Origin of the sequence: Kribbella sp. NPDC026596 (assembly GCF_040638415.1) — a bacterium.
Classification (GTDB): Bacteria; Actinomycetota; Actinomycetes; order Propionibacteriales; family Kribbellaceae; genus Kribbella.
Map to the genome: position 1 here is coordinate 1 of NZ_JBEZYF010000088.1, position 13,410 is coordinate 13,410.

Sequence of the window (13,410 nt, forward strand, 5' to 3'; positions counted from 1 at the left end):
GCGCCGGCGTGGTCATCGGGCCCTGGCTCCCGGCCTTCCCTCGTCGCTCCGGTCGCTTCGCTCCCTGCGCTCCTCAGTCCAGGCCGGGAGGCCCGATGACCGCTCAAGCCTCCGACGCGGATCGGCGCGTGCTCGTGCGGCCTGCCTGGCTGGAAGCGACCGTCTCGGCTGTTTTCACCTCGCTCGGTTTCGACCCGGCCGACTCGGCGAAGATCGCCAATGCCCTGGTCGAGGCCGACCTACGCGGCGTGAGTTCGCACGGCGTGATGCTGGTTCCGATGTACGTCGAGCGCCTGAACGCCGGCGGTGTCACCCGCGAGCGCGAGCTCGACATCCTGTACGACGCCGGCGCCGCGATGGTCGTGGACGCGCGCGGCGGGATGGGGCAGCTGTCCAGTCCGCAGGCGATGGGACACGCGATCGAGCGGGCCGGCCGGTACGGCATCGGTCTGGTGTCGGTCCGCAACGCGCACCACTTCGGGGCGGCCAGTCGGTGGGCCATGCAGGCCGGTCAGGCGGGGTGCATCGGCGTCGCGATGTCGAACACCACGCCGCTGATGCCGGCGCCGGGCGGAGCCGAGCGGGTCGTCGGCAACAACCCGCTGGCGATCGCCGTGCCGACCTCGGCCGGGGTGGAGATCGTGCTGGACATGGCCCTGTCGGCCGTTGCCCTGGGCAAGATCCGGCTGGCGGCGTCGGCCGGGCGGCCGATCCCAGAGACCTGGGCGACCGACCCGTCCGGGACGCCGACCACCGACCCGGAGGAGGCTGTGCTCGGGATGCTGCTGCCCGCGGCCGGCCACAAGGGCTTCGGGCTGGCGCTGATGATCGACGTCCTGACCGGCGTACTGAGCGGTGGCGGCTGGGGCGACCAGGTCCGTCCGCTGTACCGGGAGCCGGACCGGCCGAACGACTGTGCCCACCTGTTCCTGGCGATCGACCCGGAGCTGATGGGCGGAGTGGAGAGTTTCCGGCGGCGCTCGTCCGGACTGGCGACGCGAGTCCGGAGCAGCGCGACCGCGCCGGGGGTGAACCGGCTGCACCTGCCGGGGGAGATCGAGGCGGAACGGGCAGCACACCAGCGGCGGCACGGCGTACTCATCGAGAGGTCGGGGCTGGACGGGCTGCTGGCGGCCGCACGCGCGGTCGGTGCCGTCGTTCCGGCGGGAGGGCTACTGAACTGATGCCGAAGACACAGGTTTCGACGACCACGCTGCACTGCCCGAACGGGGTGTTCTCACAGGCCACGACGATCGAGGCGACCGGGCGGTTCGTGTTCGTCTCCGGGATGACCGCGCGCCGTCCGGACGGCAGCATCGCCGGCGTCGGCGACATCCGGGAGCAGACCCGGCAGGTGTGCGACAACGTCCAGGCGGCGGTCCAGGCCGCCGGCGGCACGCTCGCGGACGTCTGCCGGGTGGATGTGTACGTGCGCAACATGGAGGACTTCGCCAAGATCCACGAGATCCGGGCGCAGTACTTCACCGAGCCGCTGCCGGCCTCCACGATGGTCGAGGTCAGCAAGCTCGCGCACCCTGACTACCTGATCGAGATCAACGCAATCGCAGTGATCTCATGACCGGGGGTGATTCTGATGCGTGGCGTCGAGTGGACCTGAGATGCGGTACGTGATGGTCGAGTACGCCGGGCAGGAGCGCCCCGGCGTACTCGAGGGGGACTCGGTCCTGTTGCTGACGGCAACGGATCTGACCGAGGTGATCCAGGGCGGCGCGGAGCCGTCGGGGGAGAAGATCCCTTACGGCGAAGCGATGCTGCGGCCGCCGCTGCGGCGGTTCCGGCGCGACATCCTGTGCACCGGGTGGAACTACTGGGACCACTTCGAGGAGAGCAAGGGCAAGCGCGAGGGCCAGGACGTGGACCGGCCCGAGCATCCGACGTTCTTCACCAAAGGGCCGGACGTGGTGATCGGTCCGTACGACGACATCGCCTGGGACCCGGAGATCTCGGCCAAGTGGGACTACGAGGCCGAGGTCGCGCTGGTGATCGGCACGACCGGCCGGAACATCCCCGCCTCCGAAGCTCTGGATCATGTCTGGGGCTACACGCTGGCCAACGACGTGTCGCAGCGCGATCTGCAGCGGGCGCACGGCGGGCAGTGGCTGAAGGGCAAGAGCATCGACAACACCATGCCGCTCGGGCCGTGGATCGTGACCGCCGACGAGCTCGGCGACCCACAGGACATCCAGCTGCAGTGCCTGGTGAACGGTGAGGTGCGGCAGGACGCGTCGACCCGGCAGATGGCCTACGACGTCGCCACTTTGATCAGTGAGTTGTCGTTCGGTATGACACTGCGCCCTGGCGACCTGCTGCTGACCGGGACTCCGGCCGGCATCGGCAACGCCCGGGAGCCGCAGGTGTTCCTGCAGGAGGGCGACGTGGTCGTCACTCGTGCGGACAAGATCGGCGAGCTACGCAACAAGGTGGCCCGCGCATGAGCGGCCCGTTGGAGTTGCTGCCCGGTGGTGGCAAGGGAGGGCGTCGTACTCTCGCGGAGCACGCCGCGGCCGAACTGCATCAGCTGATCCTGTCCGGTGAGCTTCCCAGCGGTACGCCGTTGCGCCTGGTGGAGCTCGCGAATCGGCTGGAGATGAGCCAGATGCCGGTCCGCGAGGGACTCCGCCGGCTGGAGGCGCTCGGACTGGTCGAGATCATCCCGCACCGCGGTGCGTGGGTGCGTGACCTGTCGGTGGAGGACCTGCGGGACACGCATGAGACGCGGCTGGCCTTGGAGTCGCTTGCTGTACGCGCCGCCGCGGGGCGATTCACCGATGACGACTTCGAGAAGGCGGCGGCCGCACTGGCCGACCACCTCCAGCTGTCCCGGACCCACGACTCGGCGGGTGCCCGGCAAGCGCATGCGGACTTCCACTTCGCCATCTACCGCGCGAGCGGGTCGCAGTGGCTTCCGCGGGCGATCGAGCCGGTCTGGCAGAACAGTGAGCGCTATCGGTTCGGCAGCCGGCCGACCGCGTTCCTGATCGAGCGGAACCGGCAGGAGCACCAGGCGATCCTGGACGCGTGTGTCGCCGGCAATCCGGACGCGGCCGAGCAGGCGTTGCGCAACCATCTGGCCGGCGCGTTCCAGCGGATCACCGACACCATGACGAGGCGGGCCGAGGGGAAGCAGCACGAGACGTCGAAGCAGAAGGAGTCGTCATGAAGGTGAGCTTCGACGCGACCGGTGAGGTCGTGGTGATCACAGGTGGCGCGCGGGGGATCGGTGCGGCCCTGGCCGCGGCGGTGAATGCCTGCGGCGGGACGGCGGTGGTCTTCGACGTCGTGAAGCCGGCCGACCCCGCAGTCGTGTACGTCGAGGTCGACGTCGCGGACCGGTCCTCAGTAGCGACGGGTGTGTCGGCTGTCGTCGATCGCTACGGCCGGATCGATGGACTGGTCGCCGGAGCGGCTGTGCAGCCTCGGTCGACGGTGCTGGAGATGGATCCGGCCGAGTGGAGCAGGACGCTGCAGGTGAACCTCGACGGCGTGGTGTGGACGTGTCAGGCCGTCGTACCGCACATGGTGTCGCGGCGGTCCGGGTCGGTGGTCGTGTTCACATCGGGCATGGCTGTCACCGGGTACGCCGGTGCGGCGGCGTACGCGTCGAGCAAGGCCGCATTGATCGCCTTCGCCAAGACACTGGCCGCCGAAGTGGCTCAGCACCGGGTGCGGGTGAACGTCGCCGCGCCGGGAGTCATCGACACCGAGCAGTTCCGAGGAGCGAACGCCGGTGCGGACCGGGGGCACTGGCAGGACACCATAGGTATCGGCGACCCCGAGGACGTGGTCGGTCCGCTGCTGTTCCTGCTGTCCGACGCGGCCGCGATGACCGGGTCTGTGCTGACCCGGGAGCGGGCTTTTGCGAAGCTGACAGCCTTCGCGAAGCGAGAAAACGACTACAGCTCCGGGAGTGATGAGTGACTGCTGACCAGCTGCCCGTCGCCGTCGTCGGTGCCGGGCCGATCGGCCTCACCACGGCCCTCGGCCTGGCGCACTACGGCGTACCGTTCGTGCTGCTCGAGGAGGACGCCGTCCTGTCCTCGGACACCAAGGCCGGGACGACGCTCAGCCGGACGCTGGAGATCTGGAACCGGTACGGCGCGGTCGACGGGATCCTGGCAGCCGCACTGCGCATCGACGAGATCGGTGACATCGACCGGGCCAGCAACACGCCGCGGGCCTCGGTGCAGCTGGCCGAGCTGGTCAACGACACGCAGTTCCCGTTCGTGATCAACCTGCCGCAGCAGAAGATGGAGCCGATCCTGGCCGCGGCACTGGAGCAGCCGGTGCTGACCCGGCACCGACTGCTGTCGTTCGACGTTCTGGACGACCGCGTCGTGCTGCATGTGGAGACGCCGGACGGGCCGCGGGACATCGAGGCCTCGCATCTGCTCGCGTGTGACGGCGGCCGGAGCAAGATCCGCGATGCGCTCGGCGTGAAGGTGGTGGGGGAGACCCTGCCCGAGCGGTACATGCTGATCGATGTCCTGGTGGATCTGGACGTCAACAACGCGCGGGACTATCCGTACCTCGCCTACTTCGCGGACAAGTCCGAGTGGATGGTGCTGATCCGGCAGCCGGACAACTGGCGCTTCCTGTTCCCGCTCGGTCCCGGGGCGGAGCCGCCGGGCGACGAGGACCTGCTGGTGAAGGTGAAGCAGTTCATCGGCGAGGTGGACCGGATCGAGCTCCTCGGCTCGGTCGTCTACAACGTGCACCACCGGGTCGCCGACCAGTGGACTGTGGACCGCAAAGTGTTCCTGATGGGCGACGCGGCTCACCTGATCACGCCGATGTGGGCGCTGGGGCTGAACACCGGTGCTCTGGACGCGTCCAACCTGCCATGGCGGCTGGCCTGGGTACTGCGTGGCTGGGCTTCGGAGACCTTGCTCGACGGCTACGAGCAGGAGCAGCGGCCGGTGGCGATCGAGGGCTCGGGCGAGATGGCCGAGGCCGCACGCAAGTACATGGCCCACCAGCGTGGTGCCGTCACCGAGGACACGGGTGCTTGGGCGACGGCGTACAACCGCACGCTGCTGAGTGTCCGGCTCGACGTGGACGGTGTGGGCGACTGGTCGATGGTGGCGACCAGTGCTGGACCTCCCGCCGTACGGGCGGGCGACCGGGCTCCTGACCTGGTGCTGCAGAGCCCCACCGGTCGGACGACGATCCACGACCTGTGCCGGGACTCGTTCGTCGCGCTGTACTTCACCGACGTACGGCGGCGCCCGGACATCCCGGTGAACGACTCGCCGGCGTTGAAGCACTACGCCGTCTCCCGGTGGGATGCTCCGCACGATTCCGGCCTGCGTGACCGGGCTCTGTTCGATCCGGGCAGCATTGCCACGAACAGGTACGACGTACCGCCGGAGAGCGTCGTACTGGTCCGGCCGGACGGGCACATCGCCGCCGTAGCTCCAATCGGCGACGGTGTGGCCGAGGAGCTCTACACCCGGATCACCGGCCGCCCTGTGCCCAGGGAGGTCTCATGACGTTTGATGAGCCGTTGCGGGAGGTGTTGCTGCAGACGGAGGACCTGGAGTGGGTGGAGAAGTCGCTCGCTGGGCTGTCGCACAAGATGCTGTGGCGTGACCCGGAGACCGAGGCGTCGATCGCGCTGGTGAAGTTCGAAAAGGGGTCGGGGATCCCGTCAGAGCACAAGCACGCCTCGAACCAGTTCATGTTCTGCCTGTCCGGGCGGTACGTGTACCTGCCGACCGGGACGACTCTGACCAAGGGCAGCTTCTACTGGAACCCCAAGGGTGTCGTGCACGGACCGACGCTCGCCGAGGAGACGTCCGTCCTGCTGGAGGTGTACGACGGCCCGCACTACCCGGAGCGGCCGGCGTTCTACGACAACGACGAGGACGCCCGCTGACATGGCCGGCTGGGACATCCACACGCACCTGATACCGCCGACCGTGCTGTCGGCGGCGCACCGTGGTGAGTTCGGTCTGTCGATCGACGGCGGTTGGCTGTTGATCGACGGGGAGCGACTGCCGTTGAGGCGCCTGGCTGACCCGGCTGCACTACTGCAGTGGATCGCTGACCAGGACCTGGATGGTGCTGTGGTGTCCGTGCCGCCCGCCCTGTTTCGGTACGACGCCGGCGTGGAGTGGGCCGAGCTGGTGAACCAGGGGCTTCGGGAGCTCGCCACACCTCAGCTGCGCGTACTCGGTCAGCTGCCACTGCTCGATCCGTCCGCACCGGCCGTTGCGGCGGACCTCGCGAGTGAAGGCGTCTTCAGCGGCTTCGCCCTGGGTACGCCGAGCTACGCGGGACTGGATCCGCTCTGGCAGGTGCTCGACGAGCTGGCCGCGTTCACCCTCATTCACCCCGGTCACAGTGACGACAAGCGGCTTGAGTCGTTCTATCTATCGAATCTGTTGGGGAATCCGTACGAGACCGGGGTCGCAGCGGCGTCGCTGGTCTTCGCGGATGTGCCGGGGCGGTTTCCGGGGATCCGGTTCTGCCTGTGCCATGGGGGTGGTGTGACGGCGGCGCTGGCCGGACGGTGGCAGCGCGGGGTTGATCAGGACCGGCCGGGGATCAAGCCGCTGTCCCTGCCGGTCGCGGAGGCACTGCGCCGGTTCTACGTCGACGACCTGGTGCACGACGACGCCGTACTGGAACTGCTGACGAAGACCTTCGGCGCCGAGCGGGTGCTGGCCGGGAGCGACTGGCCGTTCCCGATGGGGAGTGATGCGGTCTCTGCCGCGCGCGCGGCAGCGGCCGAAGAACTGACCCGGCCGCTGGCGAAGGGGGTTGTCGCCTCGTGAGACAGCTCTTTCGGCAGGGCCAAGGTGTGATCAGATATCAAATCGTGGCGAACGGGGATTGGGCATGAGTACACGGGGGATCGTGTTGCGGAGTCATGGGCCAGGTGAGCAGGTGAAGGCCGAAGAGGTCGAGCTGGTCGCGGGTCCGGGCGAGACGCTGGTGGAGATGCGGCTTGCTGCCGTGACCCAGCAGGACAGGTCGGTGCTGGCGGGCAAGCAGCCCAGTGTGCCGTTCGTGCCGGGCTCAGAGGGTGCCGGTGTTGTCGTCAGCTCGTCCGTTCTGGACGCCGGCACTCCGGTGGTGGTTCGTGGCGAGGGTGTCGGGATGACCGGGCCAGGTCTGTGGGGCCAGTACGCCGTCGTACCGGACGCCGCCGTACATCGGCTGCCTTCGGCTCTGGACCCGGCGACCGCGGTGGCGTTGCTGACACCTGCTCTGACGGCTCACACCGCCGTACGACGAGTTGCCGCGGTCGTCGAGGGCGAGACGGTCGTGGTCACCGGGATCACCAGTCTGGTCGGGCGACTGTGTGCTGCGGTGGCGCGGTCGGCCGGTGCGGCGAAGGTGATCGGGCTGGCGTGGACCACTGAGTCCGTGCAAGCGACGGCCGGACTGGTCGACCAGATCGTCCGGGTGGACGAGTTGGGGCAGGTCGGGCGCGAGCTGCCCTGGTGTGACGCTGCCATCGACACTGTAGGCGGTCCGGTGACCAGTGGGGTGCTCGGACACATCACTCCCGGCGGACGGCTCGCCGTACTGGGTTATCGGGCCGGTGAGTTCACCACGATCGATCTGCATCAGTTGATCGGCCGCGACCTGCGGGTGCTGCCGGTGAATCTGCAGCGGACCGTTCTGGAGCCCGGTGCGATCAGTCAGGCGATGGCGGATATCGCGCCGGCGCAGTGGCGACCGGAGTACGAGCTGCTGCCCGCGGACCGTGTCGGTGAGGTGCTGGATCGGCAAGCAGGGCGAGTCTTGCTGGACCTGAGCACGCTCAGCTGAGTGCCGTTGGCGGGCAACGTGGACTAGACCACTCAGGTGTGTCGAGACTCCCGCTGGGCAATCTGTTGTGGAAAGCCCCGAGATACCCGAGCGGCGGCTACGGTTACCTCCCAGAGTTGTATGCAGTGGAGGAGAGAGGCAGCCCGCACCAGATGACCCGACGACTCGAGCTCACGCCTGGGGGACCGACCGGCCGTCGTACTCTCGCCGAGGAAGCTGCCGCCGAACTGCATGAGCTCATCCTGTCCGGCGAACTCCCCAGCGGTACGGCGCTCCGGCTGGAGGAGCTCGCCAAGCGGCTGGACATGAGCCAGATGCCGATCCGGGAAGGTCTGCGGCGGATGGCGGCGCTCGGGCTGGTCGAGATCGTTCCGCACAAGGGCGCCTGGGTGCGTGAGCTGTCGATGGAGGACCTGCGCGATACGCATGCGACCCGGTTGGCGCTGGAGTCCCTCGCGGTCCGTGCGGCTGCGACCCGGTTCGCGGAGTCGGATGCGGCGCTGGCGCGGACCGCACTGGCCGAGCATGTCCGGCTGTCGAAGCTCGGCGACAACATTGCCTCCCGGCAGGCGCACACCGAGTTCCACTTCGCCATCTACAGGGCGGGCGGTTCGCGCTGGCTGCCGCGCGCGATCGAGCCGGTCTGGCAGAACAGCGAGCGTTACCGGTTCGGCTCCCGGCAGACCAAGGCGCGGATCGAGCAGACCCGGCGTGAGCACCAGGCCATCCTCGATGCCTGTCTCGCCCACGACGAGGCCGGCGCGGAGGCCGCTCTGCGAGAACATCTGGAAGGCGCCATGCAACGCATCACGCAGACGATGGAGCGCCGCTCTAAGCCCTGAGGACTTCGAAGCGGTCGTGCTGCCAGCCGGACACGTCGAAGACTGCCCTGAGCAGCAGGCCGTCACCCCGTGACTCGTACGACGTGATGAGGTCGGACAGCTCCTGAGTGCCTAGGCCGTCGTAGTACTGGTCGAGTGCTTGGCGTCTCTGCAGCTCGGATGCACCGGAGATCTTCTCCAGCGGTGTGTCGTCGTCGCACCCGACAACGTGGCCTGAACCTACCTTTTCGCCAGGTAGCAGTCTTTGCACGAGTTGTTGGCCGGCACGGACGTCCTTCGCGCGTAGGCGTGCACCCAACGCGCGACAGGGCTTTTGTTGTGCGGCTCGGCGGACCGCGTCGTGGATGGCGATGTGGTCCGGGTGGCCGGTGAGCCCGTCGCTGCCGACGGTGAGCACCAGCTCCGGTGAGAACTGCGCGATGGTCTTCTCGATCTCTACCGCGACCTCACCGAGCTCAGCGCTCGCCAGGGTGTGCGGTCCGTTGGCACCGCCGTCGTCGATCCACCGGTCCGTGCCGCCGAGCCAGTCCCACTCGTCGATCCCGAGCAGTGCGCAGGCGACCGGCAGCTTCTCTGCCGCTGTCCAGACTCCTCGAGTGGCAGTGCGCAGTACGACGTGCCACCCCTGGGCACTCAGCACAGAGGTGGCAGCGCCGGTCGCGAACACCTCGTCGTCCGGGTGGGCGTGGACGACGAGCGCCGTACGCATCGCTCAGTCGGCCAGGCGGGCGGGGAAGCCACCCGTCGCGAGCGGGCTCCAGCGTTCCGGGGTGATGCGGATCAGGCACTTGCCCTGGGTCCGCATGGCCTCGCGGTACTCGTCCCAGTCCGGGTGCTCACCGGAGATCGAGCGGTAGTAGTCGACCAGGGGCTCCACTGCGTCCGGGAGCTCGATCACCTCGCCGCTGCCGTCTACCTGGACCCACGCGCCGTTCCAGTCGTCCGACAGCACGAGAACGCTGGCCCGCCCCTCACGCTTCACGTTGGTGCTCTTGGCCCGCTCCGGGTACGACGAGATGACGATGCGGCCCTCGGTGTCGACACCGCCGGACACCGGCGACGCCTGCGGCGTACCGTCCGCACGGGTGGTGATCAGCAGCATGTGGTGACGGGGCCGGACGAACTCCAGCAGCCCATCGAGGTCGACCTTGGTGTTGGTGGCAATAGTCCTCGGCATGCCCCCACCCTATGGGCTGGCGATCGGATTGACATGTTCGAACAGGTGTTCGAACATGGGGTTATGACGGGGACTTCCGCAGTCGGCCAGGAAGGTCGGGTCACGGCGCTCGACCAGGCTCGGATGCTCCTTGCCCGGGCTCAGAAAGCTACCCGGGATCTCCCTGATCAGCCCACTCCTCGTCTCACCGCGGTCAGTGGTTTCGACCCGGACTCTCCGCACGACCTCGATCCGGACCCCCATGATCACCCCGCCGCTCCCACGGCGCGCCTCGCCTCGGTCACCGGGTTCGATACGCGGGTCACCGAGACGCGGGTGCAGCAGGCGCTCGACACCGCCGGTGTGGAGCGGGCGCTGCCCACGCTGCCGGCGGTGTCCGAGTTGCTGTCCGGGGCCAGCTTGCGCGGCGGATCGGCGTACTCGGTGCGTGGTAGTGCCGCGTTGGTGATGGCGTTGATGGCCGGGCCGTCCGCGGAGGGTGCGTGGTGCGGGGTCGTCGGGCTTCCGTCGTTCGGAGCGGAGGCGGCGCGCGGGCTCGGGGTCGACCTGGAGCGTCTCGTGCTGGTGCCCGAACCGGGGCACGACTGGCTCAACGTCGTCGCCGCGCTGGTCGACGCGCTGACCGTGGTGGTCGTCCGCCCGCCCGGGGAAGTGACGCCGGGTGAGGCGTCCCGGCTCGCCGCCCGGCTGCGGACGCGGGGGGCGATGCTGATCGCGTCCGGTTCCTGGCCGGGAAGTGAGGCCCGGTTCGAGGTGGAGAGCAACACCTGGACCGGCCTGGGCGACGGTGAAGGTCTGCTCACCGCCCGGCAGGCGACAGTTGTGGTGACCGGCCGGAGAGCCGCCGTACATCCCCGGCGGCACCAGCTCTGGCTTCCCGGCCCGGACGGCACCATCCGCTCCGCTGCGGCCGAGACCGTGCAGGAAGAGTCTGGGTGGGATGACATCGAGGCGGTGGGCTGATGGACGGGCTGACTCGCACGATGGTGATCTGGGTGCCGGACTGGCCGGTGACAGCGGCCGCGGTGGCGACGGGCCGTTCCCCCGACGAGCCGATCGCCCTGCTGGAGAAGGGCAAGGTGCTCGCCACCTCCGCCGCCGCACGGGCCGAGGGAGTGCGCCGCGGTCAGCGGGCCCGGGATGCGCAGTCGCGGTGCCCGGAGCTCGTCGTACTGAAGTACGACCCGGTGATCGACGCCCGCGCGTTCGACCCGGTGATCGCGTGCCTGGAGGCGCTCACACCCGGCGTCCAGGTGATCCGTCCGGGCATGTGCGCGTTGAAGGCGCGCGGTCCGGCCCGGTTCTACGGCAGTGAGTCCACGGCCGCGGAGAAGCTGCTCGACCGGCTGGAGACGTTCGACGTCCTCGGCGGCCGGGTCGGGATCGCCGACGGTCCGTTCGCGGCCGAGCAGGCGGCCCGAGCGAGCTCGGCGCGGACGCGGATCCACGTGGTGCCGGCCGGAGGGTCCCCGGAGTTCCTGGCGCCGCTCACCGTCGACGTCCTCGAGCAGCCCACCCTCACGGACCTGCTCCGCCGGCTCGGGCTGCGGTCGCTGGGCGCGTTCGCGAAGCTGTCCGGCACCGAGGTGCTGACCCGGTTCGGTCCGGCCGGTGCCTTCGCGCACCGGCTCGCCTGTGGGTACGACGATCGCCCGGTGGTGGGCCGGGAGATCCCGCCGGAGCTCACCCGCACCCTCGACTTCGAGCCGGCCGTGGACCGGGTCGACCAGGTCGCCTTCGCGGTCCGCTCGGTCGCCGACGAACTGATCGCCCGGCTGACCGAGCTCGGCCTGGTGTGTACGACGCTCCGGGTCGAGATCGGCACCGAGTCCGGGCGGATCCACGAGCGGGAGTGGTTGCATCCGCGCTGGTTCACCGCGGCCGACGTGGTGGACCGGGTCCGCTGGCAACTGCAGGGGAGCGGTACGGCGACCAGCGAGCTGACGTCACCCGTCGTACGGCTCCGGCTCGTCCCCGACCAGGCGGATCCCGTCGGTGCGCATGTCGACGGGCTGTGGGGTGGTGGGCCGGACGAGCGGATCCACCGGGCACTGTCACGGGTCCAGAGCATGCTCGGTCACGGTGCCGTCGCGTCGGTGGTGATCGGCGGCGGGCGCGGGTTCGCGGAGCGGCAGACGCTGATCCCGTGGGGCGACCGCCCGGTGCCGGCCCGCCCGCCGGACCAGCCCTGGCCCGGTGCGATCGCATCCACCGATCCCACGCGTTGGCCGGTGCTCGCACCCACCACGATCTTCCCCCAGCCCCTGCTGGCGAAGGTATACGCCGAGGACGGCACCGAGGTCTCGGTCACCGCCCGCGGCGACCTCTCCGGCACCCCCACCGCCTTCCGCCTGGCCCCCGCCCCTCAAGTTGCCGACAGCAACAAGCTCCACCCGATCACCGCCTGGGCGGGCCCCTGGCTCACCGATGAACGCTGGTGGGACCCCACCACCGAGTCCCGCCAGGCCCGCTTCCAGTTCCACACCGCCGACACCCGAGCCTGGCTCTTCACCCTCCACCAAACAACCTGGCAAGCCCAAGCCACCTACGACTAACTCACCCGACCACCGCGGCACCACATCCCCCGGCCGGCACCTGGCCACACCCACCCCAGCACCACCCACCCAGCACCACCCGCACAAGTACACCCGCCCGGGTAGCACCACCTGAACACCGGCCCCGGCAGCACCACCCGCACCGAGTACAACCCGCCCGGGTAGCACGACCTGAACACCGGCCCCGGCAGCACCGCCCGCACCGAGTCAACCCGCCCGGGTAGCACCCCCCAGCCACCTACCCCGGAGAACCCCCGCCTGAGCAGCACGTGTCTCGGGCGGCCTGGCCGTACTCCAGGAACACTCGCGCCAGCACAACCTGCCGGGTGTACACCCCCTGAGCACCGACCGCGCCAGCACCAGCCCCACCCACCTCGTGCGCTCCCACAGCACCACCTGTCCCTGGGTCGGCACCACCCGCCGTGCGCTGGCCGGTGGCCGGTGGTTGTGGTCGTGAGAGGAACGCGGCGTGGACCGAGTCGTGGGTAGTGGTTGGCGTGTGTGTTCTCCGCAGGTGGTGAGTCGTGGATTGGGGTTGCCGTGTCCGGCGTGTCGTCCGCCTGGATCCACGACTCGGCGGTCGGGGCGGCGCGATGGCGGGGTCGGCGGCAGGCTAGGCCGCGGACTCGCCGGCCGCCCTGCACAACGGTGCGGAGTTGGCGTCGGACTCGGGGGCGGCGCGGTTTGGTGGCGGATGCGTACGCGGTGGGGACGGGGGCGTGGTGGTCGTGTCCTGGGGGAGGCGGGGGCGGTGGGAGTGTGGTGCACGCGTAGGTGGTGGTGGGGCGGGTGTGGTGGACGGGTTGTGGGGAGTGTCCGTGGGTGGGGCGTGTCGGTGGGTGGGGGGAGAATGGCGCGATGGATGAACAGGGGTTGGTGGAGGGACTGGAGGCCGCGCAGTTTGGGCCGCATCGGTGGTCGGCGGGGTGGCACGATGATGGGGACAATGAGCGGTTCCGGGGTGCGAGTTTTGTGGTGCGGGATCTGCGGGGCGCGCGGTTCGTTGACTGTGATTTGAGCGGGGTGCGGATCGTCG

General features: G+C 69.4%; 14 protein-coding genes. 12 read left to right on the forward strand and 2 right to left on the reverse strand.

What is annotated here, in order from left to right; translation table 11 throughout:
• Positions 1-95: 95 nt before the first annotated feature.
• The 10 genes from AB0E63_RS41290 to AB0E63_RS41335 all read left to right on the forward strand — a co-directional run bounded on the left by AB0E63_RS41290 (position 96) and on the right by AB0E63_RS41335 (position 8,642).
• Positions 96-1,184, forward strand: coding sequence for an Ldh family oxidoreductase (locus tag AB0E63_RS41290; protein ID WP_360378787.1), 1,089 nt, complete (start codon positions 96-98; stop codon positions 1,182-1,184).
• Entirely contained in the window at positions 1,184-1,579 is a 396-nt protein-coding gene (locus tag AB0E63_RS41295) for a RidA family protein (protein WP_360378790.1), read from the forward strand. Before AB0E63_RS41290 ends, AB0E63_RS41295 begins: the two co-directional genes overlap by 1 nt.
• A 40-nt stretch (positions 1,580-1,619) precedes the next feature.
• The gene (locus AB0E63_RS41300; protein ID WP_360378793.1) at positions 1,620-2,456 is read left to right on the forward strand and encodes a fumarylacetoacetate hydrolase family protein; all 837 of its coding nucleotides are present in this window, start codon (positions 1,620-1,622) and stop codon (positions 2,454-2,456) included.
• Positions 2,453-3,181: a GntR family transcriptional regulator gene (locus tag AB0E63_RS41305; RefSeq protein ID WP_360378796.1), complete on the forward strand. Its 729-nt coding sequence runs from the start codon at positions 2,453-2,455 to the stop codon at positions 3,179-3,181. Before AB0E63_RS41300 ends, AB0E63_RS41305 begins: the two co-directional genes overlap by 4 nt.
• Positions 3,178-3,939 carry an SDR family NAD(P)-dependent oxidoreductase gene (locus tag AB0E63_RS41310; protein WP_360378799.1) on the forward strand — a complete coding sequence of 254 codons (762 nt, stop codon included), beginning with the start codon at positions 3,178-3,180 and terminating at the stop codon, positions 3,937-3,939. The genes AB0E63_RS41305 and AB0E63_RS41310 overlap by 4 nt, the downstream gene beginning before the upstream one ends.
• The gene (locus AB0E63_RS41315) at positions 3,936-5,510 is read left to right on the forward strand and encodes an FAD-dependent monooxygenase (protein WP_360378802.1); all 1,575 of its coding nucleotides are present in this window, start codon (positions 3,936-3,938) and stop codon (positions 5,508-5,510) included. Before AB0E63_RS41310 ends, AB0E63_RS41315 begins: the two co-directional genes overlap by 4 nt.
• Positions 5,507-5,896, forward strand: coding sequence for a cupin domain-containing protein (locus AB0E63_RS41320; RefSeq protein ID WP_360378805.1), 390 nt, complete (start codon positions 5,507-5,509; stop codon positions 5,894-5,896). The genes AB0E63_RS41315 and AB0E63_RS41320 overlap by 4 nt, the downstream gene beginning before the upstream one ends.
• Position 5,897: 1 nt before the next feature.
• A complete protein-coding gene (locus AB0E63_RS41325) occupies positions 5,898-6,797 on the forward strand; it encodes an amidohydrolase family protein (protein ID WP_360378807.1) in 900 nt (299 codons plus the stop codon).
• A 64-nt stretch (positions 6,798-6,861) separates the two neighbouring features.
• Positions 6,862-7,800 carry a zinc-binding alcohol dehydrogenase family protein gene (locus tag AB0E63_RS41330; RefSeq protein ID WP_360378810.1) on the forward strand — a complete coding sequence of 313 codons (939 nt, stop codon included), beginning with the start codon at positions 6,862-6,864 and terminating at the stop codon, positions 7,798-7,800.
• 152 nt (positions 7,801-7,952) lie between these two features.
• On the forward strand, positions 7,953-8,642 hold the full coding sequence (locus AB0E63_RS41335; protein ID WP_360378813.1) for a GntR family transcriptional regulator: 690 nt from the start codon (positions 7,953-7,955) through the stop codon (positions 8,640-8,642).
• Here AB0E63_RS41335 and AB0E63_RS41340 read toward each other — a convergent pair.
• Both AB0E63_RS41340 and AB0E63_RS41345 read right to left on the reverse strand, forming a co-directional pair.
• The gene (locus tag AB0E63_RS41340; protein WP_360378816.1) at positions 8,632-9,351 is read right to left on the reverse strand and encodes a PIG-L family deacetylase; all 720 of its coding nucleotides are present in this window, start codon (positions 9,349-9,351) and stop codon (positions 8,632-8,634) included. The genes AB0E63_RS41335 and AB0E63_RS41340 overlap by 11 nt on opposite strands.
• A gap of 3 nt (positions 9,352-9,354) precedes the next feature.
• On the reverse strand, positions 9,355-9,819 hold the full coding sequence (locus tag AB0E63_RS41345; RefSeq protein WP_360378818.1) for a PPOX class F420-dependent oxidoreductase: 465 nt from the start codon (positions 9,817-9,819) through the stop codon (positions 9,355-9,357).
• A 63-nt stretch (positions 9,820-9,882) separates the two neighbouring features.
• Here AB0E63_RS41345 and AB0E63_RS41350 point away from each other — a divergent pair, with 63 nt between their 5' ends.
• The gene (locus tag AB0E63_RS41350) at positions 9,883-10,782 is read left to right on the forward strand and encodes a hypothetical protein (RefSeq protein WP_360378821.1); all 900 of its coding nucleotides are present in this window, start codon (positions 9,883-9,885) and stop codon (positions 10,780-10,782) included.
• Positions 10,782-12,374, forward strand: coding sequence for a DNA polymerase Y family protein (locus AB0E63_RS41355; RefSeq protein WP_360378824.1), 1,593 nt, complete (start codon positions 10,782-10,784; stop codon positions 12,372-12,374). The genes AB0E63_RS41350 and AB0E63_RS41355 overlap by 1 nt, the downstream gene beginning before the upstream one ends.
• Positions 12,375-13,410 lie beyond the last annotated feature (1,036 nt).

Coding starts and splice junctions, on each gene's coding strand:
- AB0E63_RS41355 (WP_360378824.1), top strand. CDS start 10,782: ATGGACGGGCTGACTCGCACGATGGTGATCTGGGTGCCGGACTGGCCG.
- AB0E63_RS41290 (WP_360378787.1), top strand. CDS start 96: ATGACCGCTCAAGCCTCCGACGCGGATCGGCGCGTGCTCGTGCGGCCT.
- AB0E63_RS41295 (WP_360378790.1), top strand. CDS start 1,184: ATGCCGAAGACACAGGTTTCGACGACCACGCTGCACTGCCCGAACGGG.
- AB0E63_RS41335 (WP_360378813.1), top strand. CDS start 7,953: ATGACCCGACGACTCGAGCTCACGCCTGGGGGACCGACCGGCCGTCGT.
- AB0E63_RS41345 (WP_360378818.1), bottom strand. CDS start 9,819: ATGCCGAGGACTATTGCCACCAACACCAAGGTCGACCTCGATGGGCTG.
- AB0E63_RS41320 (WP_360378805.1), top strand. CDS start 5,507: ATGACGTTTGATGAGCCGTTGCGGGAGGTGTTGCTGCAGACGGAGGAC.
- AB0E63_RS41350 (WP_360378821.1), top strand. CDS start 9,883: ATGACGGGGACTTCCGCAGTCGGCCAGGAAGGTCGGGTCACGGCGCTC.
- AB0E63_RS41340 (WP_360378816.1), bottom strand. CDS start 9,351: ATGCGTACGGCGCTCGTCGTCCACGCCCACCCGGACGACGAGGTGTTC.
- AB0E63_RS41305 (WP_360378796.1), top strand. CDS start 2,453: ATGAGCGGCCCGTTGGAGTTGCTGCCCGGTGGTGGCAAGGGAGGGCGT.
- AB0E63_RS41300 (WP_360378793.1), top strand. CDS start 1,620: ATGCGGTACGTGATGGTCGAGTACGCCGGGCAGGAGCGCCCCGGCGTA.
- AB0E63_RS41330 (WP_360378810.1), top strand. CDS start 6,862: ATGAGTACACGGGGGATCGTGTTGCGGAGTCATGGGCCAGGTGAGCAG.
- AB0E63_RS41325 (WP_360378807.1), top strand. CDS start 5,898: ATGGCCGGCTGGGACATCCACACGCACCTGATACCGCCGACCGTGCTG.
- AB0E63_RS41310 (WP_360378799.1), top strand. CDS start 3,178: ATGAAGGTGAGCTTCGACGCGACCGGTGAGGTCGTGGTGATCACAGGT.